The 20,570-nt window shown below is 64.7% G+C and carries 19 protein-coding genes; 14 read left to right on the forward strand and 5 right to left on the reverse strand.

The window, feature by feature from the left end; all coding sequences use genetic code 11:
• The first annotated feature begins 9 nt into the window (after nucleotides 1-9).
• The 7 genes from parC (at nucleotide 10) to M4J39_RS01095 (ending at nucleotide 9,975) form a co-directional block, all read left to right on the forward strand.
• Complete coding sequence (parC, locus tag M4J39_RS01065) at nucleotides 10-2,271, forward strand: DNA topoisomerase IV subunit A (RefSeq protein WP_251725782.1); 2,262 nt, start codon at nucleotides 10-12, stop codon at nucleotides 2,269-2,271.
• 322 nt (nucleotides 2,272-2,593) lie between these two features.
• Complete coding sequence (locus M4J39_RS01070; RefSeq protein WP_251725783.1) at nucleotides 2,594-3,994, forward strand: septal ring lytic transglycosylase RlpA family protein; 1,401 nt, start codon at nucleotides 2,594-2,596, stop codon at nucleotides 3,992-3,994.
• Nucleotides 3,995-4,103: 109 nt separating this feature from the next.
• Nucleotides 4,104-5,279 (forward strand): D-alanyl-D-alanine carboxypeptidase family protein, encoded by a 1,176-nt coding sequence (locus M4J39_RS01075; protein ID WP_251725784.1) that lies wholly within the window; start codon nucleotides 4,104-4,106, stop codon nucleotides 5,277-5,279.
• Nucleotides 5,260-5,919: a dTMP kinase gene (gene tmk / locus M4J39_RS01080; RefSeq protein WP_251725786.1), complete on the forward strand. Its 660-nt coding sequence runs from the start codon at nucleotides 5,260-5,262 to the stop codon at nucleotides 5,917-5,919. The genes M4J39_RS01075 and tmk overlap by 20 nt, the downstream gene beginning before the upstream one ends.
• A complete protein-coding gene (locus tag M4J39_RS01085) occupies nucleotides 5,909-6,961 on the forward strand; it encodes a DNA polymerase III subunit delta' (RefSeq protein ID WP_251725787.1) in 1,053 nt (350 codons plus the stop codon). The genes tmk and M4J39_RS01085 overlap by 11 nt, the downstream gene beginning before the upstream one ends.
• Nucleotides 6,962-7,048: 87 nt before the next feature.
• Complete coding sequence (gene metG, locus M4J39_RS01090) at nucleotides 7,049-8,593, forward strand: methionine--tRNA ligase (protein WP_251725788.1); 1,545 nt, start codon at nucleotides 7,049-7,051, stop codon at nucleotides 8,591-8,593.
• A 203-nt stretch (nucleotides 8,594-8,796) separates the two neighbouring features.
• Complete coding sequence (locus M4J39_RS01095; RefSeq protein ID WP_251725789.1) at nucleotides 8,797-9,975, forward strand: FAD-binding oxidoreductase; 1,179 nt, start codon at nucleotides 8,797-8,799, stop codon at nucleotides 9,973-9,975.
• A gap of 88 nt (nucleotides 9,976-10,063) precedes the next feature.
• On the opposite strand, the gene M4J39_RS01100 is transcribed toward M4J39_RS01095, so the two are convergent.
• Entirely contained in the window at nucleotides 10,064-10,252 is a 189-nt protein-coding gene (locus M4J39_RS01100) for a hypothetical protein (protein ID WP_251725791.1), read from the reverse strand.
• 148 nt (nucleotides 10,253-10,400) lie between these two features.
• The gene (locus M4J39_RS01105) at nucleotides 10,401-11,429 is read right to left on the reverse strand and encodes an Atu2307/SP_0267 family LLM class monooxygenase (RefSeq protein WP_251725793.1); all 1,029 of its coding nucleotides are present in this window, start codon (nucleotides 11,427-11,429) and stop codon (nucleotides 10,401-10,403) included.
• A 217-nt stretch (nucleotides 11,430-11,646) separates the two neighbouring features.
• Here M4J39_RS01105 and wrbA point away from each other — a divergent pair, with 217 nt between their 5' ends.
• Nucleotides 11,647-12,246 (forward strand): NAD(P)H:quinone oxidoreductase type IV, encoded by a 600-nt coding sequence (wrbA, locus tag M4J39_RS01110; protein WP_251725794.1) that lies wholly within the window; start codon nucleotides 11,647-11,649, stop codon nucleotides 12,244-12,246.
• Nucleotides 12,247-12,283: 37 nt separating this feature from the next.
• Here the strand turns inward: wrbA and M4J39_RS01115 are convergent, their stop codons facing one another.
• Nucleotides 12,284-12,853 carry a GNAT family N-acetyltransferase gene (locus M4J39_RS01115; protein ID WP_251725796.1) on the reverse strand — a complete coding sequence of 190 codons (570 nt, stop codon included), beginning with the start codon at nucleotides 12,851-12,853 and terminating at the stop codon, nucleotides 12,284-12,286.
• Between the two features lie 57 nt (nucleotides 12,854-12,910).
• Between M4J39_RS01115 and nrdR the strand changes: the two genes are divergently transcribed.
• From nrdR to M4J39_RS01140, 5 genes are read left to right on the forward strand one after another with little or no spacing between them, the layout of a single operon-like run.
• Nucleotides 12,911-13,369, forward strand: a complete 459-nt coding sequence (gene nrdR / locus M4J39_RS01120) for a transcriptional regulator NrdR (protein WP_251725797.1) — start codon at nucleotides 12,911-12,913, stop codon at nucleotides 13,367-13,369.
• Nucleotides 13,370-13,377: 8 nt separating this feature from the next.
• Nucleotides 13,378-14,571: a bifunctional diaminohydroxyphosphoribosylaminopyrimidine deaminase/5-amino-6-(5-phosphoribosylamino)uracil reductase RibD gene (gene ribD, locus M4J39_RS01125; RefSeq protein ID WP_251725798.1), complete on the forward strand. Its 1,194-nt coding sequence runs from the start codon at nucleotides 13,378-13,380 to the stop codon at nucleotides 14,569-14,571.
• A 51-nt stretch (nucleotides 14,572-14,622) separates the two neighbouring features.
• Nucleotides 14,623-15,132: a 2-oxo-4-hydroxy-4-carboxy-5-ureidoimidazoline decarboxylase gene (gene uraD, locus M4J39_RS01130; RefSeq protein WP_251725799.1), complete on the forward strand. Its 510-nt coding sequence runs from the start codon at nucleotides 14,623-14,625 to the stop codon at nucleotides 15,130-15,132.
• On the forward strand, nucleotides 15,129-16,403 hold the full coding sequence (locus M4J39_RS01135; RefSeq protein ID WP_251725800.1) for an allantoate amidohydrolase: 1,275 nt from the start codon (nucleotides 15,129-15,131) through the stop codon (nucleotides 16,401-16,403). Before uraD ends, M4J39_RS01135 begins: the two co-directional genes overlap by 4 nt.
• The gene (locus M4J39_RS01140; RefSeq protein WP_251725802.1) at nucleotides 16,400-17,614 is read left to right on the forward strand and encodes an ArgE/DapE family deacylase; all 1,215 of its coding nucleotides are present in this window, start codon (nucleotides 16,400-16,402) and stop codon (nucleotides 17,612-17,614) included. The genes M4J39_RS01135 and M4J39_RS01140 overlap by 4 nt, the downstream gene beginning before the upstream one ends.
• A 9-nt stretch (nucleotides 17,615-17,623) precedes the next feature.
• Here M4J39_RS01140 and rimO read toward each other — a convergent pair whose 3' ends face one another.
• Nucleotides 17,624-18,958, reverse strand: a complete 1,335-nt coding sequence (rimO, locus tag M4J39_RS01145; RefSeq protein ID WP_251725803.1) for a 30S ribosomal protein S12 methylthiotransferase RimO — start codon at nucleotides 18,956-18,958, stop codon at nucleotides 17,624-17,626.
• A 213-nt stretch (nucleotides 18,959-19,171) separates the two neighbouring features.
• Here rimO and M4J39_RS01150 point away from each other — a divergent pair, with 213 nt between their 5' ends.
• A complete protein-coding gene (locus M4J39_RS01150) occupies nucleotides 19,172-19,558 on the forward strand; it encodes a hypothetical protein (protein WP_251725805.1) in 387 nt (128 codons plus the stop codon).
• Between the two features lie 29 nt (nucleotides 19,559-19,587).
• Here the strand turns inward: M4J39_RS01150 and M4J39_RS01155 are convergent, their stop codons facing one another.
• Nucleotides 19,588-20,403, reverse strand: coding sequence for a hypothetical protein (locus M4J39_RS01155; protein WP_251725807.1), 816 nt, complete (start codon nucleotides 20,401-20,403; stop codon nucleotides 19,588-19,590).
• Nucleotides 20,404-20,570: the final 167 nt, after the last annotated feature.

A 20,570-nucleotide genomic window follows, 5' to 3' on the forward strand; every position in this document is an offset into this window, starting at 1 on the left:
CATCGTGCCATGGGCAAGGAACTGATTCCCTCCGACGGCATCGAGCCGATCAATCTTCGTGAAGCGCTTGAAGAGCGCTATCTCGCCTATGCGCTGTCGACCATCATGCACCGGGCATTGCCCGACGTGCGCGATGGCCTGAAGCCGGTGCATCGGCGCATCCTTTACGCCATGCGCCTCCTGCGCCTCGATCCGGGGAACGCCTTCAAGAAGTGTGCTCGCGTGGTCGGCGACGTCATCGGTAAGTATCACCCGCACGGCGACGGCGCGGTCTACGAAGCCATGGTGCGTCTCGCACAGGACTTCTCCCAACGCTATCCGCTGGTCGATGGCCAGGGCAACTTCGGCAATATCGACGGCGACAGCGCCGCCGCCCAGCGCTACACTGAAGCGCGCATGACCGAGGTCGCCCGCCTGCTGCTGGACGGGCTGGACGAAGACGCGGTCGACTTCCGCGAGACCTATGATCAGGCCGACAAGGAACCGGTGGTCTTGCCGGGCGCCTTTCCGAACCTTCTCGCCAACGGTTCCGCCGGCATCGCCGTCGGCATGGCGACCAACATTCCGACCCACAATGTCGCGGAAATCTGCGACGCCGCCATCAAGCTGATCGACGCGCCGGAGACCCCGGTGGAGGGGCTCGTCAATCGCGACCTGGGACCGATCAGGGGACCGGACTTTCCGACCGGCGGCATCATCGTCGAAAGCGCCGAGTCCATACTGGAGTCCTATCGGACGGGTCGAGGCGGCTTCCGGGTTCGCGCTCGCTGGCACCGCGAGGATCTCGATCGCGGCATGTGGCAGGCGGTGATCACCGAGATTCCCTATCAGGTCCAGAAGGCCAAGCTGATCGAGAAGATTGCCGAGTTGATCACCGATCGGAAGGTGCCGCTCGTCGAGGACGTCCGTGACGAATCGACGACGGACGTCCGCGTCGTCATCGTCCCGAAGTCGCGCAACGTCGACGACAAGCTGATGATGGAAGCGCTGTTCCGCCTGTCGGAGCTGGAAAGCCGCTTCCCGATGAACATGAACGTGCTGTCGCGTGGCCAGGTGCCCAACGTGCTCGGCGTGCGGCAGGTGCTGGTCGAATGGCTTGCGCATCGTCGCGAGGTGCTGATCCGCCGCTCGCAGCATCGCCTCGACCAGATAAACGCTCGCCTGGAGCTGCTCGAAGGCTTCATCATCGCCTATCTCAATCTCGACGAGGTGATCCGCATCATCCGCGAGGAGGACGAGCCCAAGGTCGAGTTGATCCGCGCGTTCGGCCTAACCGAGACGCAGGCCGATGCCGTGCTCAACATGCGCCTGCGCAATCTGCGCAAGCTCGAGGAGATGGAGATCCGCAAGGAACACGCGGAACTCTCCAAGGAGAAGGCCGAGATCGAGGATCTGCTGGGCTCCGAGAAAAAGCAGTGGAAGACGGTGCGCTGGCAGATCGGCGAGGTGAAGAAGGAATTCGGCCCCGACAGCAGGATCGGCAAGCGTCGCACCAGCTTCGGCGACGGGTCCGCTCACGCCGTCGACGACGTGATGGAGGCGCTGATCGAGCGCGAACCGATCACCGTCGTCGTCTCCGAGAAGGGCTGGATTCGCACGCTGAAAGGGCACATTTCCGACGTTTCCGGCCTTCAGTTCAAGGCCGGCGACGGGCTGAAGCTGTTCTTCAAGGCGGAAACAACCGACAAGCTGATCGTCTTCGCAGACAACGGCAAGGTGTTCACGCTCGGGGCGGACAAGCTGCCCGGCGGCCGGTCCGCCGGCGAGCCGATCCGGCTGATGGTCGACATGGACGATGGCGCCGATGTCGTCGATGTCTTCGTGCACAAGCCCGGACGCAAGCTTCTCGTGGCGTCGTCGGACGGGTATGGCTTCATTACTGCCGAGACGGACCTTGTGGCGACCACCCGCAAGGGCAAGCAGGTGCTGAACGTATCGGCCGGTCAGAAGGCCAGGCTGATGGTTCCTGTCGAAGGCGATCACGTCGCCATCATCGGCGAGAACCGCAAGTTCCTGATATTCCCGCTTGTCCAGGTGGCGGAGATGGGGCGCGGCAAGGGCGTGCGCCTTCAGAAATACAAGGATGGCGGCGTTTCGGATGCGCGTGTGTTCGCGGCCGATGCCGGTCTCGTCTGGACCGATGCTTCGGGTCGCGTGTTCCAGCGGACGATGACCGACCTCGCCGACTGGATCGGCGATCGTGCGACCGCCGGACGGCTGCCGCCGCTGGGATTCCCGAAATCGAACAGCTTCGGTCCAAGGGGACTCTGACGAGTCGCCCTGGGCTGTAACGATTAAGTACTACATTTGGTGTGTACGAAACCCGTTGGCCACAGTCTTTGCTGCCTTTACGGACCTGCCGAACGAATGTACATATTGCACGCTGCCGGTCTCCTTTGCGGGGATCGGGCGCTAGGGATTGACCAGGGGATTCATCATCGAGCCGCCATCTCATCTTTAACAAGAGGTTAGGGATGGTGTTCTAAAGTGAGCAAACGCACTTCGGTGCGACGCTCCGTCTTGGAAGACCTCGGAGGCCCGCAGGCCCCGGAGTTGCGATGGTGATGAGTGCTCGAACGGCAAGGCGTACGGAATGACTGCAGGGCGAAACGGCACGCGCTCGACGACGAAAACGCTGTTGACGGTGATGTCCACATCACTTGTTCTGGCGATCGGCGTGGCGGGCTGCGGAACAACCGAGCAAGGCCCTCTGAAGTCCGCCAAGGCGAAGGTCGATCCCAAGTATGGCGTTGCGCCCAGCCCACGCGTGGTTGCCATGGGCGAGGCGGTGCCGAAGGGTGGCGGTCGCGCCATGGTCGGTAAGCCTTATCAGATCGCCGGCAAGACCTATGTCCCGAGAGTCGATCCCGACTACAAGGTGGTTGGTCTTGCCAGTTGGTACGGCACCGATTTCCATGGTCGCCGCACTGCAAACGGTGAAGTTTTCGACGCCGCGTCGATTTCGGCCGCCCATCCCACCATGCCACTGCCGTCCTATGCGCGCCTGACCAGTTTGGCTTCCGGACGTTCGGTCATCGTTCGCGTCAACGATCGCGGACCCTTCCATTCCAATCGCGTTCTCGACATGTCGCAGCGCGCCGCCGACATGCTCGGCGTCAAGCGCGCCGGTGTCGCAAAGGTTCGCGTCGAGTATATCGGCCCGGCGCCGACCGAGGGCGACGACAGCGCCTTCCTGCTTGCCTCCTATCGCGGCCCGTCGCTGAACGAACCGCAGGCCGAAAAGCCGAATGTCATGCTGGCCGCCGTCGAGTCCCTGCCGGGTGTGAAGACGATGATGCACGTCTTCGACGGTTCGGACGCTCCGAAAGCCGCACCGGTTGCGGCCCCTGCCGTGATGGCCGCCGCTGCTCCGGCCGATGCCGTCGGTACGCCGGCTCCCGCCATTGACGTCGTGCCGATGCCTCGTCCGGTCGAGACGTTCGATTATGTGACGATCGCATCCGCCGATCCGGCTGATTTCGTCGGCCAGTCGCAGGTTGCCGCTCTCACGCCCGCCGCCTTCACCCAAACCGTACCGCTGCCGCAGCCTCGCATGAGCTATGCCGCTCCGGACGCCAATACTTACCAGCCGACGGTCATGTTCGGCGACGTGGCGCTGCCGCCACTGCCGCCCAACGCGTCTGGCTATGCCGCCGACCGCGTGTCGCAGGCCTATCAGGCCGTCGACGGCATAGGAGCGGGAACCGGCTTGTCGGATCTCGTGAGCAAGCTTGAGGGGCTGGCCGAACCGAAGCCGGCCGTCGCGCACGAGCTGTCGGGACCGGTGGTTCAGCTTGGTGTTTTCGGCAATCCGGACAATGTTGCCAAGGTGAGCGCCGCGCTTTCTGCCTATGGAACGGCCGTCGTGACCGACATTTCCGTGAGCGGCCGTGCGATGAAGCTGATGCGCCTCACGTCGCTGACCGTCACTCCGGATCGCGCGATTGCCGCTGCCGAGGCGGCCGGCATCGACGGAGCGCGTCTCCTGCGCTGAGGCTATGACGCGCGGCGAGGGGAATCCGGCGTGTAGATACCGGAAGCGAAAGGCCCGTTTCGTCGTCATGCGTGGGTTCGTTCTGCCGTTCCTTCTGGTTTTTGGTCTCATGTCCGGTCCAGCCGTCGCGCTTGAAAGCGTCGCACCGCGCGTGGCTTTGCACGACGAGACGACCGGTTCGCTGCTGATTGCCAAGGACGAGGAACACCCCTTCGCGCCGGCGAACTTTGCCAAGCTCGTCACCGCCGCCGTCGTTTTCGAGGCGTTGAAGACCGGCGAAGTGACCGACGCCACGCTTTATCCGATCAGCGAACATGCCTGGAGGACCGGCGGCGCGCCGGCCCGCGTGACCACCATGTTCGCGGCCGTGAAATCCTTCGTGCCGGTGGGCGATCTTCTGCGCGGCCTCGTCGTCGACTACGCCAATGATGCCGCCATCGCTCTGGCCGAGGGGCTTTCCGGCTCGGAAGCCGCCTTCACGACGCGGATGAACGCCTATGCGGCGAGGATCGGCCTCAGGGACAGCCGGTTCGCCAATCCGACCGGCTATCCGGATCCGGAAGCCAAGACCACGCTCGCCGACATGCTGACCCTGGCCGGTCATGTCAGGGCGACCTACCCCGACCGCTACGCGCTTTACAGCCAGCCGGAGTTTCTTTGGAACAAGATCAACCAGACCAACAAGACGCGCTTCGTGAAGGAACTTCCGGGCGTTGACGGCATGGTGCTGGCGTTCGACGAAGCGGCCGGCTTCGGCGCCTTGCTGACGGCCGGGCGCGGCGATCGTCGCGTTACGCTGGCCGTGAGCGGTTATGCGTCGCTCACCGATCGCGACAAGGACATCAAGGCGCTGATCGAAGGGGCCTTCTCGGAATACGGTCGGTTCGAGGTTTATCCGGCTCAGGCGGAGATTGGCCGCGTCAAGATTTTCGGCGGCAACGCATCCGATGTGGTAGTCATCGCGTCGGGAGGCGCTCCGGTGACCTTGACGCTGCCGACCGGCGATCGCTCGGAGTTTCGCCTGACCGTTGTTTATGACGGGCCCGTGCCGGCGCCGGTCAGACGCGGAGCACCGATCGCCCGTCTTGAGGTGCGCGTCGGCGACCGTCTCTATCAGTCGGTACCGCTCGAAGCGGCTGCCGATGTCGAGCGCGGCGAGATTCGCGACCGTGCGGTCGATGGGTTCACGGAAATGTTCGCCGGCTGGTGGTACAGGACGATCGGGTCTATATCGATCGAGGATATCGTGAACTTGGGAGCATTGCGTGGGCGGCACCAGGGGTAGATTCATCACCTTCGAGGGAGGCGAGGGCACCGGCAAGTCGACGCAGTCGAAGCGCCTCGCGGCGGCTCTCGGTGCGCGTGGCCTTGACGTGGTGTTGACGCGCGAGCCCGGTGGCTCGCCTGCGGCCGAGACTATTCGCGGCCTTCTCCTGTCCGGTCGGGCCAAGCCTCTTGGCGTGTTGGGCGAGGCCTATCTTTTCGCCGCCGCGCGTATCGATCACGTTGCCGAACTGATCGAACCGACTCTCGGGCGTGGCGCCTTCGTCGTCTGCGATCGCTTTGCCGACTCGAGCAGGGTTTATCAGGGTGCCGCCGGCGGGTTGCCCGCCGATGTCGTCGATGGTCTCATCGACGCCGCCATCGGCTCGACCATTCCCGATCTCACCGTCATCATCGATGTACCCGTCTCGGTCGGACTTGCCCGGGTCGGCCATCGTTCGGAGGGCGCGGACCGCTTCGAGAGCGACACGGTGGCGGTCCATGAAGCGCGGCGACAGGGGTTTCTCGCGCTCGCCGACCGGTTTCCGAAGCGTTGCGTCATCGTCGACGGAAGCCGGGACAAGGACGTGGTATCCGCCGAGATCCTGGCGCTGGTAGCCAACCGGTTCGGACTCGACGGGGAGGATGCCCGTGGCGATTGAGGACGATCGCGCCACCGAGGCCGATTGGCTGGAAGGTCTGCCGCTGCCACGTGAACAGACGGAACTGATCGGGCATTCCGTTGCCGCTGCCGAGCTGCATGAGGGCTACGCCGGCGGCCGGCTTCACCACGCCATCCTGCTGACTGGGCCCAAGGGCATCGGCAAGGCGACGCTGGCCTTCCGCTTCGCCCGCTTCGTTCTGAGCCATCCCGACCCTGCGGAGGCGCCGCCGCCGGCCTCTGGCCTGCTGCCGACCGACGATCGCGTTGCCGCGATGGTGTCGACGGGCGCCCATCCCAATCTCCTGCATCTCCGTCGCCCCTGGGACGAGAAGGCGAAGAAGGTCAAGACGCAGCTCACCGTCGACGAAATCCGCAAGACGGTGAGCTTTTTCGGCAACGCGGCGGGCGTCGATGGCTATCGCATCGCCATCGTCGACGCCGCCGACGACATGAACGTCTCCGCAGCCAATGCGCTGCTCAAGATGCTGGAGGAACCGCCGAAACGGTCGCTGTTTCTGGTTCTCTCCCACGCTCCGGGCCGGCTTCTTCCGACCATCCGGTCGCGCTGTCGCCGCCTGTCGCTCGATCCCCTCGTTCCCGACGATCTGGATGCCGCCTTGACCTCTCTTGGCCTGACGGTGGCCGAGGGCGACAAGCCGGCGCTGGCGGCGCTGGCCGAAGGGTCGGTTCGCCGCGCGATCGAGTGCATCGAGAACGACGGCCTCGAGATCTATCGCCTGTTCCGATCGCTCGCCGATGGCTTTCCGCGCCTGGATCGGCCCCGCCTCTACCGCTTCGCCGACGCGGTGGCCGGCCGCAAGGGCGCCGACAGTTTCGATCTCTGCGCCGATCTCGCCCGTGGCTGGCTTTCCGAACACATGCGGCTCACGCTGCGGAGCGGCGTCGACCGTCTCAACGGCTATGCCGTCGCCTGGGAAACTGTGAACCGCATCGTCGCCGAGACCGACGGCATCAACCTCGATCGCCGGCAGGCGGTGATTTCGGTGATGCAAAGCCTTGCGGGATGCGTAGCTAAGTAGCTATTCACAGAGCTGTGCCGTCGGCGTTCCTTTCGGACACGCCCTGTGACCTTCCGTCCGGCACCATCGTAACCCTGAAGCGAACTCATGAAACCGAAGTTCTACATCACGACCGCGATCAGCTACCCCAACGGGGCTCCTCACATCGGCCACGCCTACGAGGCGATGGCGACCGACGTGATGGCGCGGTTCATGCGGCTCGACGGACATGACGTGCGCTTCCTGACGGGTACCGACGAACACGGCATCAAGATGCTGCAGACGGCGCGCAAGGAGGGCATTACCGCCCGCGAGCTCGCCGACCGCAACTCGGCCCGTTTCCAGGAGATGGCCCGTCTTCTGAACCTGTCCAACGACGACTTCATCCGCACCAGCGAGGAGCGTCACCGCATTGCCTGTCAGGCAATCTGGAAGGCGATGGAGAAGAACGGCGACATCTACCTCAACAAGTATGCCGGTTGGTACTCGGTGCGCGACGAGGCCTATTATGGCGAAGAGGAAACCGTCGTCTCCGACGATGGAATCCGTTTCGGTCCGCAAGGCACGCCTGTCGAATGGGTGGAGGAGGAAAGCTATTTCTTCCGCCTCAGCGCGTATCAGGACAAGCTCTTGAAGCTCTACGAGGAGCAGCCGGACTTCATCGGCCCCGATGAGCGCCGCAACGAGGTGATGAGCTTCGTCAAGGGCGGGCTCAAGGACCTCTCGATCTCGCGCACCACCTTCGATTGGGGCATTCCGGTGCCGGGCAATGACAAGCACGTCATGTACGTGTGGGTCGATGCGCTGACCAACTACATCACGGCGCTCGGCTATCCGGACGTCGAAAGCGAGCTGTTCCGGAACTACTGGCCGGCGCTGCACATCATCGGCAAGGACATCGTCCGCTTCCACACGGTCTACTGGCCGGCCTTCCTGATGAGCGCCGGCGTGCCGCTGCCCAAGCGCGTCTTCGCCCACGGCTTCCTGTTCAACCGCGGCGAGAAGATGTCGAAGTCGCTTGGCAACGTCGTTGGCCCGAAGGAGATGGTCGACGCCTACGGGCTCGATCCGGTGCGCTACTTCTTCCTGCGCGAAGTCTCCTTTGGTCAGGACGGCAACTACAGCCACGAGGCGATCGTCGGACGGATGAACTCCGATCTCGCCAACAACCTCGGCAATCTCGCGCAGCGCTCGCTGTCGATGATCGCCAAGAACCTTGGCGGCGTGCTGCCGACGCCGGGGCCGCTCACCGACGCCGACCGGACGATCCTTGCGAGCGTCTATGGTCTGCTGCCGGTTTGCCGCGAGGCCATAGCGGGGCAGCAGATCCACCAGATGCTAAATGCCATCTGGGGCGTGCTTGGCGAGGCCAACCGCTACTTCGACGCCGAGGCGCCGTGGACGGTCCGCAAGACCGACGAGGCGCGCTTTGCCACGATCATGTGGGTGACGGCCGAACTGCTTCGGAACGTCGCCATCCTGATCCAGCCGGTGATGCCGGCGTCGATGGAGAAGCTGCTCGACCTTCTGGCCGTGCCGGCCGATCGGCGCGCCTTCGACAGCCTGGGCGAGGGCGCTGCTCTCGCGGGTGGGGTCGAGCTGCCGGCGCCTGTCGGCATCTTCCCGCGGTACGTGGAAAAGGCGGCCGACTGACGTCGCTCCGCTTGAGTTCCCGGGCGAATCTCGCCCGGGAACGCCCGTAGAACGAGGCAAAGCCGCCGTTGAAGGCATTGGCGCAATGTTTGTGCAGCGCTTGCCAGAGGGTTGGGCGGTCGCCCGCTTGACAGCGCGATAAGCAGAACTTCTGATGGCCTTACCGGGTGGCCCAACCCCCGAAGGCAATCTCAGGTTCTCAAATGCCTCACTATGATGTCGTGATCGTCGGCGGCGCCGTTACGGGGTCGTCGGCTGCCTATCATCTTGCCGCCAACCCCGATTTCTCCGGCAAGGTGCTGGTCCTCGAAAAGGACCCGTCCTATCGCAAATGCGCATCCGCCTTGTCGGCCGCCTCGATCCGCCAGCAGTTCTCGACGGCGGTGAACATCAAGATTTCCCTATACGGCATTGAGTTCATTCGAAACATCGGCGATCTGCTTGAGGTCGATGGCGACAGGCCGGACATCGGCTTTCACGAGGATGGCTATCTGTTTCTTGCCACGGATGCCGGGCGGGACACGCTCGCCGAAAATCACAAGCTGCAAGTCGAACTGGGCGCCGACATTGCTTTTCTGGAACCGGACACTCTTGCCACCACCTTTCCCTGGCTCAGCGTCGACGATCTCTCGGCCGGTTGTTACGGCAGGACCGGCGAGGGGTGGTTTGACGGCTATGGAATGATGCAGGCCTTTCGCCGGAAGGCGCGATCGCTTGGCGTCGAGTACCGCCCGGCCCGTGCCGCCGCCATCGAAGTCGAGACAGGTAGGGCAACCGGTGTTCGTCTCGAAGACGGCGAGGTGATTTCTGCTGGCATGGTGATCAATGCCTCCGGCGCTGATGGTCGCAAGCTCGCTGCCACGGCCGGCATCGACATTCCCATCGAGGTGAAGAAGAGGATGATCTTCACCTTCAAGGCGGAGGACCGGATCGAGCGTTGTCCGCTCCTGATCGATCCCAACGGCACCTATGTGCGCGGTGACAGCGATGGCTTCATCTGCGGTTGGGCGCCATCGGCCGAGGACGACCCAGAGGTGGAAGACGATTTCGACGTCGATTGGAACCTGTTCGAGGACTACATCTGGCCGACCATCGCGACTCGCGTGCCCGCCTTCGAGCGCATCAAGCCGGGCGCCGCCTGGGCCGGCTACTACGACATGTGCGCGCACGACGACAACGTGCTGCTCGGCGCCATGCCGGAACTGCCGAACTTCCTGCTTGCCAACGGCTTCTCAGGCCACGGATTGCAGCAAGCACCAGCTGTCGGCCGCGGGCTCAGCGAACTTGTCGTCTATGGCGGCTATCGCAGCCTCGATCTTTCGGAGTTGTCGCCAACGCGTGTCCGCGATGGGCGACAGGTCAGGGAAAAGAACATCGTATGAATGGAAAGGCCGGCGGCTTGGTCCCGCCGGCCTTCGTTCCGCCCTTCGATCGGTCCAACGGCCGCGCCGGGCGGACTCGATCCCTCGATCAACCGCCGGCTGTCTCGCGCCGGGGCAGCCGGTGCCGCCAACGCGCCAGCCGCTGACGGGCGGCGTGGATCTTGGCGGCGAACGGTGCCGCCGTGTCATAGAACAGCCGGTCGGCCTCGGCGGTGTGGGTTTGCCTGGGTCGGCGGAGACCTTCTCGGGTGATGATGAACGTCAGGATGTCTTGCATGGTCGCCTCCGGTGATTGCCGGAGAAGCATATAGGCGTCCGAAAAAACGATTCATATTGCCCGATTTTGTAAACCATCGTTCAAAACTGAACGACCGCCAGGACGGGTCCGTCATCAGCGCGACGGACCGCGTCGAAGGGGGAGCGGGTCAGGCGGTGCCGCCGTTCACCGCCGGCTTGACCTTGTTGCCGAGCAGCTCGATCGAGTGGAGTGCCGCGGCGTGCGGCAACTCCTGACCTTGCAGCAGCAAGGTGATGCGGTCGACGCCGCCGAGCGACTCGTTGACATGGCGGATCTTGGCGATGATCTCGTCGGGACCGCCAATCATCAGCGCACCCGTCGGCCCGCGCAGCGCGTCATACTGAGCGCGGGTCGTCGGCCCCCAGCCGCGTTCCCGCCCGATCTTCGAGAAAGTCCGCTCATAGCCCGGCCAATAGATGTCGGCGGCCTCTTCGGATGTATCGGCGAGAAAACCCACCGCATGAACGCCGACGCTGAGCGTCTCGGGCGGATGGCCGGCCTCGGCGCCCGCCCGGCGGTAGAGATCGATCAGCGGTCGGAAGCGGTGCGGCTCGCCGCCGATGATGGCAACGACCAATGGCAGTCCCAGGAAGCCGGCGCGAGCGAAGGAAGCCGGCGTGCCGCCGACGCCGATGCGCACAGGCAGTTGCTTCTGCACCGGCCGGGGATAGACGCCCTGGCCGGTCAGCGCAGCCCGGTGCTCGCCCGACCAGGTCACATTGATGTTGTCGCGAATGGTGAGCAGCAGATCGAGCTTCTCGGCGAACAGCTCGTCATAGTTCCTGAGGTCGAAGCCGAACAGCGGGTAAGATTCGATGAACGAGCCGCGCCCGACGATGATTTCGGCCCGGCCGTTGGAAATCAGATCCAGCGTGGCAAACTGCTGGAACACCCGCACCGGATCGTCGGAGCTCAGCACCGTGACCGCGCTGGCAAGGCGAATGGCTTTCGTCCGCGCAGCGGCGGCGGCCAGGATGACCGCCGGGGCCGAGGCGAGATACTCCTCGCGATGATGCTCGCCGATGGCGAAGACGTCGAGCCCGGCTGCGTCCGCCGCTTCGATTTCCTCGAGAAGACGCGCCATGCGTTCGGCATCGCCGGTCTTGCTGGTCGGAGTCCAGGTGGTCGAGACGAAGCTGTCGATGCCGAATTCCATGATCGGTTCCCGCAATTGAGGAAGGGCGCGCCGCGCGGGCGCAGACGACGATTGTCGATCAATGTGGACGCACAAATGAACAGCGAAAAGGGGTGGATCGTTCACCCTGGGTGGAAGATGTGTCGCCCATTACGTGACTTTGCGTAACCGCTCGAAGGGCTAAGTTCAAGGCACCACTTTCGCCGGCTGGGCCGGCTTTCATTGAGGATCGTTCAATATGGCCAAGGTGCTTGTGCTTTACTATTCCGCTTACGGACACATCGAGACGATGGCCAATGCCGTCGCCGAAGGTGCCCGCTCGACCGGTGCCACGGTCGATGTGAAGCGTGTGCCGGAGCTGGTCCCCGAGGACGTTGCCAAGGCCTCCTATTACAAGGTCGATCAGGCGGCTCCCGTCGCCAAGCCGGATGAGCTCGCCGATTACGACGCCATCATCATCGGCGCTGGTACCCGGTACGGCACCGTTGCCTCGCAGATGCGCAACTTCCTCGACCAGACCGGCGCGCTCTGGGCCCAGGGCAAGCTCGTCGGCAAGGTCGCTTCGGCCTTCACGGCGTCGGCGACCCAGCATGGCGGTCAGGAGTCGACCATCCTTGGCCTGATCCCCACCTTCCTTCACCATGGCATGGTCTACGTCGGCCTTCCCTATGCCTTCCAGGGGCAGATGGGTGTCGAAGCCGTCAAGGGCGGCTCGCCCTACGGCGCATCCACGATCACCGACGGCGACGGGTCTCGTCAGCCGTCCGAGATCGAGCTGGAAGCCGCGCGCTATCAGGGCGCCCACGTCGCCAAGATCACGGCCAAGCTATTCGGCTGATCGTATCCGTCCGCTAAACGATATGCGCCCCGGGATCTCAGGATTCCGGGGATTGTCTGTTCTTGGGGCGTGCGCGCTCGTAAAGACCGACCGGGGTACCTTCCGTTCCGGCAATGACGGCGGCCTGCTTGTAGCCGGCTCGTTCGGCCAGCCGGATCGACGGCGCGTTCTGCGGCTCGATGATGCAGGTGGTGAGCGGGAAGCGCGCCACCTTGTCGGCCCAGGCAAGGCAGGCCGAGAGGGCTTCGCCGGCAAGTCCCTGACCATGGGCGGACCGCACGAAGGCCCAGCCGGCTTCCGGCAGGCCTCGCACCGGCAGGTCGATGGGGCGCTTGAAGTCGGAGAACCCGATTTCGCCGATGAAGGCGCCGGTATCCTTCAGTGTGGCTGCCCAGAAGCCGTACCCCATGACGATCCAGTGGCCTGCGTAGCGCAGGTAGCGCATCCAGCTCTCGTGTTCCGTCGCCGGCCGCCCGGAAATGAAGCGGGTCACCTCCGGGTCGGCCCACATGGCGGAAAGGGCAGGGAAATCGTCGCGGCGGTGACCTCTCAGAATCAGCCGGTCGGTCTCGATCTCCGGCGCCCGTGTCCTTCGGCTCTGTGGCATCGTCCACCCCGCATCGATATAGTGCCGCTTTATCAGATTCGACGGAGAGTGAGCCCCATGCGGTGTCCTTATTGCGGCAACGAAGACAGCCAGGTGAAGGACAGCCGCCCCACCGAGGATGGCACCGCCATCCGTCGCCGTCGCGTCTGCATCGCCTGCGGGGGGCGCTTCACCACCTTCGAGCGCGTTCAGCTTCGCGAGCTGACCGTCATCAAGCGGTCGGGCCGGCGCGTACCCTTCGATCGGGACAAGCTGATGCGGTCGGTCCAGATCGCGCTTCGCAAGCGTCCGGTGGAGGGCGAGCGGGTCGAGCGGATGGTCAACGGAATCGTTCGCCAGCTCGAAAGCATGGGCGAGAGCGAGATCGATGCCGGCTTAATCGGCCGCTTGGTCATGGAAGGCCTGAAGACGCTGGATGACGTCGCCTACGTGCGCTTCGCCTCCGTTTATCGCGACTTCCGCGAGGCCAAGGATTTCGAGAGCGTGCTTGGCGAACTCAACGCCGACAGCGAGTGAGGGCGGCGATGACGGTGGCCCGAGGGCAGCCGACCGAACTTGACCGTCGCTTCATGGCCGCCGCCATCGCCCTTGGCTGGCGGAATGCCGGCGTCGCCCGGCCTCACCCTTCCGTCGGCGCCATTCTCGTGCGCAAGGCGCCCGACGGCTTCGAGGTGATCGCCCGTGCCGTCTCGGCGCCCGGCGGCCGCCCTCATGCCGAGGCGCTGGTGCTGGCCGCCGCCGGGGCGAGAGCGCGCGGCGCCACGCTCTACGTGACGCTGGAGCCCTGCCTCAACGGCGGTCCCGCGCCATCCTGCGTCACTGCGCTGGTCAATGCCGGGGTTGCCCATGTCGTGGTCGGTATCGAAGATCCCGATCCACGCTACTCCGGCCGCAGTCTGGCCGTTCTCGAGCGGAACGGCATCAGGGTGACGAGCGGCGTGCATGCCGGCGAGGCGGCGCTGTTGCATGCCGGCCATATCGCCCGGTCGCGTCTCGACAGGCCACATGTTCACCTTCGGCTCATGCTCAGCGCCGAAGGTTGTGTCGAATGCACCGGCGAGGGCACGCGACCGATCGCTTCCGCCGCCGCGCGCGCCCATGGTTTCGGCCTTCGCCTTCTGCACGATGCCGTCATGGTCGGCTATGGCACCGTCGTGGCCGACGATCCACGTCTCACGGCGCGCCTGCCGGGTTGCGAGACTCGGTCTCCCGTGCGCGTCATCGTCGATGCCGAGGCGCGCACCCCGGTGAGTTCCAACGTCGTTGCGCTGGCCCGAACCTCGCCGACCTGGATCTTCGTGGCGCCCGATGCGCCCGAGGAACGGGTGAAGGCCTTGTTCCAGCGAGGCGTTCTGGTGCTGACCGCCGAGCGCGAGGCCTCCGGTCGCCTCGACCTGGCCGATGTCTTGTTCCAGATGGGCCGCCTCGGCATCAGTTCGGTACTGGCCGAGGGCGGGGCTCGTCTGTCGCGGTCACTGATCGAAGCGGGAATGGTCGATGAGGCGACCGTGGTCGTCTCCGGCGATACCATCGGCGGCGAGATTGCCGAACTGCCCCTGACCGAGCTGTCCGATCCCGGCGCCTTCCGCATCGTTTCCGGCCGATCGTTCGGTGAGGACCGGCTGTTGCATCTTGCCCGCATCGACGGCCGGACGTCGATTCATGACATTCGTCTACCCGTAAGGCCTATCCGGAGGCCTATTGCGGAACCTCTGTGATTTTGCCAACCTCTTGCAGTTAATGATTTGTAAGCGCGAATGGGGACCGCGATGACCCTTCAGACAACTGTCCAGGACGTGAATGGCCTGGGTGCAAAGGCCTTCATGGCCACCTTTGGCGACGTGGCCGAGCATTCTCCCTGGGTGGCCGAGGCCGCCGAGGAAATGCGCCCCTTCCAGGATCGCGACGCCATCGTTGCCGCCTTCGAACAGGTGTTGCGCGCCGCTGGCCGCGCCGCCAAGCTCGCACTGATCAACGCCCATCCCGATCTCGCCACCAAGGCCAAGTCCATCGCCGACGATTCCCGCCGCGAACAGGCCGGCGCCGGGCTCGATGCTCTGTCGCCACAGGAGTTCGCGCGCTTCGAGACGCTCAACAAGACTTACCGGGAGCGTTTCGGCTTCCCCTTCATTCTGGCGGTGCGCGGGGCGACCAAGGCGGACATTCTCGCCTCGTTCGAGGAGCGCCTCGGCAACAGCCCGGACACGGAGTTCGAACGTGCGCTCGACGAGATCGTGCGCATCTTCCGCTTCAGGATCGAAGACCGGGTCGCATCGTGAGGACACCGATAGAACTCGGCGTCCGCGCCGAGGCGATGCTCGCCGAACTCGCCGCCTTCAGCGACGACGACGCCAACCTTACCCGCCTCTATCTCTCGCCAGCGCACCGCGCGGCGGCCGATCACGTCGCCGAATGGATGCGCGCCGCCGGTCTCGACGTCGGCTTCGACGCGCTTGGCACGGCGCGCGGCCGTCTGAAGCCGACGGTGCCGGGACGGGCGGGCAACCGGCGCCTGCTGATCGGCTCGCATATCGATACGGTGGTGAATGCTGGCCGGTACGACGGTATGCTGGGCGTGGTCGCCGGCATCCTCGCGGCCGAGGAGATCCGGGCGCGCGGCATCGAGCTGCCGTTCGGCATCGACGTGCTGGCCTTCGGCGACGAGGAGGGCGTGCGGTTCCCGACGACGCTCGTCTCGAGCTCGGCGGTGGCCGGTTGTCTTGTACCGTCCGATCTCGAGGCGCGGGATGCCGATGGCGTCCCGTTGCGCGACGCTCTTCTGGCTTTCGGTGGTGACCCGGAAGCGATCGCTTCCGCTGCTTACGCTCGAGAGGAAGCGCTCGCCTATCTTGAGGTGCACATCGAACAGGGCCCGGTACTGGAAGCCGAGGGGCTGCCGATCGGCATCGTGACCTCCATCGCCGGCCAGTCGCGCTTTTCGGTGACTGTCGCCGGCGAGGCAGGCCACGCCGGTACCGTGCCGATGCTCCTGCGCCGCGATGCTCTCGCCGCCAGTGCGGAGATGATTCTGGCCATTGAGGATGTGGCCCGCGCCGGTCAAGCCCATCAGATGGTCGCAACCGTCGGACGCCTCACCGCAAGGCCCGGAGCGGTCAATGTCATTCCGGCCGAGGTGATCTTCACGCTCGACATTCGTGCCGATGCCGATGCGCCGCGCCTCACCGCCATTGCCGATTTGGACGCGCGTTTCCAGGCGATCGCCGCTCGCCGCGGCGTTTCGGTCGCCATGGATAAGTTCTACGAAAGCCCGACGACTCCCTGCGCTCCGCGTCTCCAGGAAGCTCTTGCCGCCGCCGCTGGCGATCTCGGGCTCCCGGGCCGAAGGCTCGCCTCGGGCGCGGGCCATGACGGCCACGCCATGATTCACCTAACGGATGTCGGAATGCTGTTCGTGCGCTGCCGTGGCGGTATAAGTCACAATCCGGCCGAGTTCGCCGCCGTTGACGACATGGGACTCGCCGTGGAAGCCTTGATCAGGGCCATCGAGCGGCTGGCGACAGACGCCGCATCTTCAGGGGATCGGATATGAAAGCCATCATCGAAGCCGCCTTCACCGCCGAGGTCGACTTCCTGAAAGCGCTGGTGAGAGTGCCGAGCGACAATCCGCCCGGCGATTGCGCGCCGATCGCCGAGACGGCCGCCGACCGGCTCGAAGCCCTCGGATTCCGGGTCGAGCGGCATCCGGTGCCGGAACCCTTCGTCCGCCAGAACGGCATGCGCTCGGTGACCAACCTGATCGTTCGCCATGTTTTCGGCACGGGCAAGGGACCGGTGATCGCCCTCAATGCCCACGGTGACGTCGTGCCCCCGGGCTCGGGCTGGACGATGCAGCCTTATGGGGCGGAAGAAAAGGGCGGTGCGATCTATGGTCGCGGTGCCGCCGTTTCGAAGTCGGATTTCGCCACCTACGCCTTCGCACTGAAGGCACTGATTGCCTCCGAGCTGCCGCTCGACGGCACTGTGGAACTGCATCTCACCTTTGATGAAGAAGCTGGCGGCTTCGTCGGCCCGGCGTTCCTGATCGAGCAGGGCCTGTCGAAGCCCGATTACGCCATTTCCGCCGGTTTCTCCTACGCCATCACCACCGCCCACAACGGCGTGCTGCATATGGAGATCATCATCCGAGGCAAGCAGGCCCATGCGGCCATGCCCGAGACCGGCGTCGACGCGCTGGAACACGCCGTTCCGATCCTGAAGGCGGTTTACGAGGAGCGACATCGTCTCGGCGGCACCGTTTCGGCCCAGAAAGGCATCGGCTCGCCGAAGCTGACGGTTGGCCTGATATCCGGCGGCATCAACACCAACGTAGTGCCCGATCGTGTCGCGCTGCGCCTCGACCGCCGCCTCATTCCGGAGGAAATCGGCACCGATGTCGAGAAGAATCTGGTGGCGCTGATCGAGGCGGCGGCGCCCAAGATTGACGGGCTGGAGGTGGAGTGCCGGCGGATCATGCTGGCCGAACCCTTGCGCGAGCTGCCCGGTGCCGACCGGCTCGTGGCTTCAATCTCGGCGCATGCCGAGCAAGTGCTCGGCGTTGCCGTAGAGCCGACCGGCGTGCCGCTCTACACCGACGCCCGCCACTATTCGGCGGCCGGCATCCCGACGGTTCTCTACGGCGCTGGTCCGCGTTCGATTCTGGAAGCCAACGCCCACGCGGCCGACGAGCACGTCCAGCTTTCGGATCTCAAGGCGGCGACCGAAGTGATCGCGCTGACGCTGAAAGACCTCCTCACGCCGTGAGGAGGGCGCTCAGCCCACCGTGCCCCAGAGATCATAGGCGTCGGCGCGCTCGATCTTGGCGGTGACGATGTCGCCGACGCGCATCGGGCGACGGCTCGTCAGGTGAACGGAGCCGTCGATTTCCGGTGCGTCCCACTTGGAGCGGCCCTTGGCGACCGTGCCATTCGCCTCGTCGATGATGACCGGGATGCGCTTGCCGACGCGGCGCTGCAACAGTTTGGCCGAAATGCCCTGCTGATGGGCCATGAAACGGTGCCAGCGGCGCTCCTGCTCCTCCGGCGGCACCAGCGGCAGGCCGAGGTCGTTGGCGGCCGCGCCCTTGACGGGCTCGTACTTGAAGCAGCCGACCCGCTCCAGCTTCACCTCCGACAGCCAGTTGAGCAGCATCTCGAAATCTTCCTCCGTCTCGCCGGGGAATCCGACGATGAAGGTGGAGCGGATGGCGAGGTCCGGGCAGATCTCGCGCCACTTGGCGATGCGCTCGGCCGTCTTCTCCTGGTGTGCCGGCCGGCGCATGGCGCGGAGCACGTTGGGGGAAGCGTGCTGGAAGGGGATGTCCAGATACGGCAGAACCTTGCCGTCGGCCATCAGCGAGATGACTTCGTCGACATGCGGATAGGGATAGACGTAGTGGAGGCGCACCCAGATGCCGAACTCGGAGAGTGCATCGGCCAGATCGTAGAAGCGCGCGCGGATCTCCCGGTCCTTCCAGATGCCGGACTGATACTTGATGTCGACGCCGTAGGCGGAGGTGTCCTGCGAGATGACCAACAGCTCCTTGACGCCCGCGTTGGCCAACCTTTCGGCTTCCTTCAGCACGTCGACCACCGGCCGCGACACGAGGTCACCCCTCAGCTTCGGGATGATGCAGAAGCTGCAACGATTGTGGCAGCCCTCGGAGATCTTGAGGTAGGCGTAATGGCGCGGCGTGAGCTTGACGCCCTGCGGCGGCACCAGATCGAGGAAGGGATCGTGGGCCGGTGGAATGGCCTCGTGAACGGCGCTCATCACGCTCTCGTAGGCCTGGGGGCCTGTGATCGCGAGAACGTCGGGGAAAGCATCGCGGATCTGCTCGGGCTCGGCGCCCATGCAGCCGGTGACGATGACCTTGCCGTTCTCGGCCATCGCCTTGCCGATGGCGTCGAGGCTTTCGGCCTTGGCGCTGTCGAGGAAGCCGCAGGTGTTGACGATGACGACGTCGGCTCCGTCGTGGCGGCGGGCGATCTCGTAACCTTCCGATCTCAGGTGCGTCACGATCCGTTCGCTATCGACCAGGGCCTTCGGGCAGCCAAGGCTGACGAAGGAGATCTTCGGTGCAATGTCGGAGCGGGCGTCAGTGGTCATTGGCCGTGAAATCCTGAGCTTTTGAGGCCGAGATGCATGGAGAGCTTTTGCAGTGCCGTCAAGATGGGAGGCAGAGAATTTGCCGGAGTTGAACGGCCCGAATGGTAACGTGGATCTTCACGCGACGATCACCTTTTACGGCGCATCAAAAAGGAAATCGCAAAGACTTTGCCGCTAGTGTATGATCCAGACAATAACGAGTATCGAGGCTTCATGCGCTTCCCGACGTCCCGTTCTTCATGGCCGCTTGCGGCCACGACCGCCGTTCTTGCCGTCCTCACCCTGGGGGGATGTGCAAGCGGGCCATCCGATTTTCTCTCCGTGGCTTCCAGTGAGCCCCAGGCCGAAAAGCCCATCGTTCGCGATGCCAACGAGCAGGCGGCGCTGGCCGCGGCGCTCGCGGCACAGAGCCGCGGTTACCGGATGCCCTCCGACAACATGTCGACTGTGATGGCCCTGTCGGTAGCGCGCCAGCAGCAGAACGAAGAGGCGCAGGCACTCATTCAGGAAACCGAATCCGCGTTCAAGCCTGTCGAGCCGTCGGTCTGCGATCCCTACTCGGTCGATCCGGCGACTGCCTGCCCGGCCAAGCTCCCCTGACAACCGCGAGGTCGGTCTGCGAACCGGCCTCAATGCATCGACAGCTGCTGCCCCAGGTAAAAGGCGGGCAGGCACTTGATGCCAGACGCTTCGGCCTTGCCGCAGCGCTCCGCTGCTTCGGCGGCATTGCGGAACGGACCGGCGATCAGCAACAACTCGGTACGGCCGCCGCGGTCGCGGATGGTGGCCAGGCCATCCAGCCCTTCAAATAGCGCAGGATACTGCCTCACGAGGTCCGACCACGCGCTCTTGAGCGTGGTGAGGTCGCCGTAAGCGCCGAGTTCCATGCCGAATTGGGTGTAGGCCGCTTCACGTTGCGAGTTGCCGTCAGGCGGCACAAGATCGTCGAAGCTGCGCGTCGACGACGGCAGCCCACTCGTCGTGCCGAGCGTCGGCGCCGAGGGGGCTCCGCTGATGCTGCCGGTCATCTCCGAAAAACGCCCCTCGATCTTGCCGAGTCGCTCCGACAGGGCGTCGATCTGACCGCGCAGAAGCTCGGTGGTCTGCCGCAGCGCTGCGTTCTCGATCCGCACCTTCGCAAGCTCGGTGGCGATGTCGGCGTCTTGCGTTGGCGCGCCCACCATGTCGCTGCGGCCGCTCGACGTCGTTGCGATCGAGCTCGGTTCTGGGGCCGGAGTGCCTCGCAGAAGGGTTGCTCCGCCTCCCGAGGCGACGGGACGTGGTGGCGGTGTGGGCGTCTCGCGAACCGGATTGCCGTAGACGAGGGCGACGACGGCAAACATCACCGCCAGCCCCGCGATGGCGAACCACACCGACAACGCAAAGGAGCCGGAACCGGGAACCCCGTTTCCGCCGCCATATCTGTCGTCACGCTCGCCGTTCACGAGAACACCCCAAACGCCGAAAGGCCGCATTTCGGCCAGTCTCTTCCATAAAGGATGAGGAAGCCGATTCACTCAAGGACAATGAGTCGCTGCCGACGTCTGTTGTCGTGCTTACCCACGAGTGTTTCACGATTGCGTCATCGGCGGCGTGACAAGGCAAGCCTGTG

The organism is Pleomorphomonas sp. NRK KF1 (assembly GCF_023721755.1).
Lineage (GTDB): Bacteria > Pseudomonadota > Alphaproteobacteria > Rhizobiales > Pleomorphomonadaceae > Pleomorphomonas.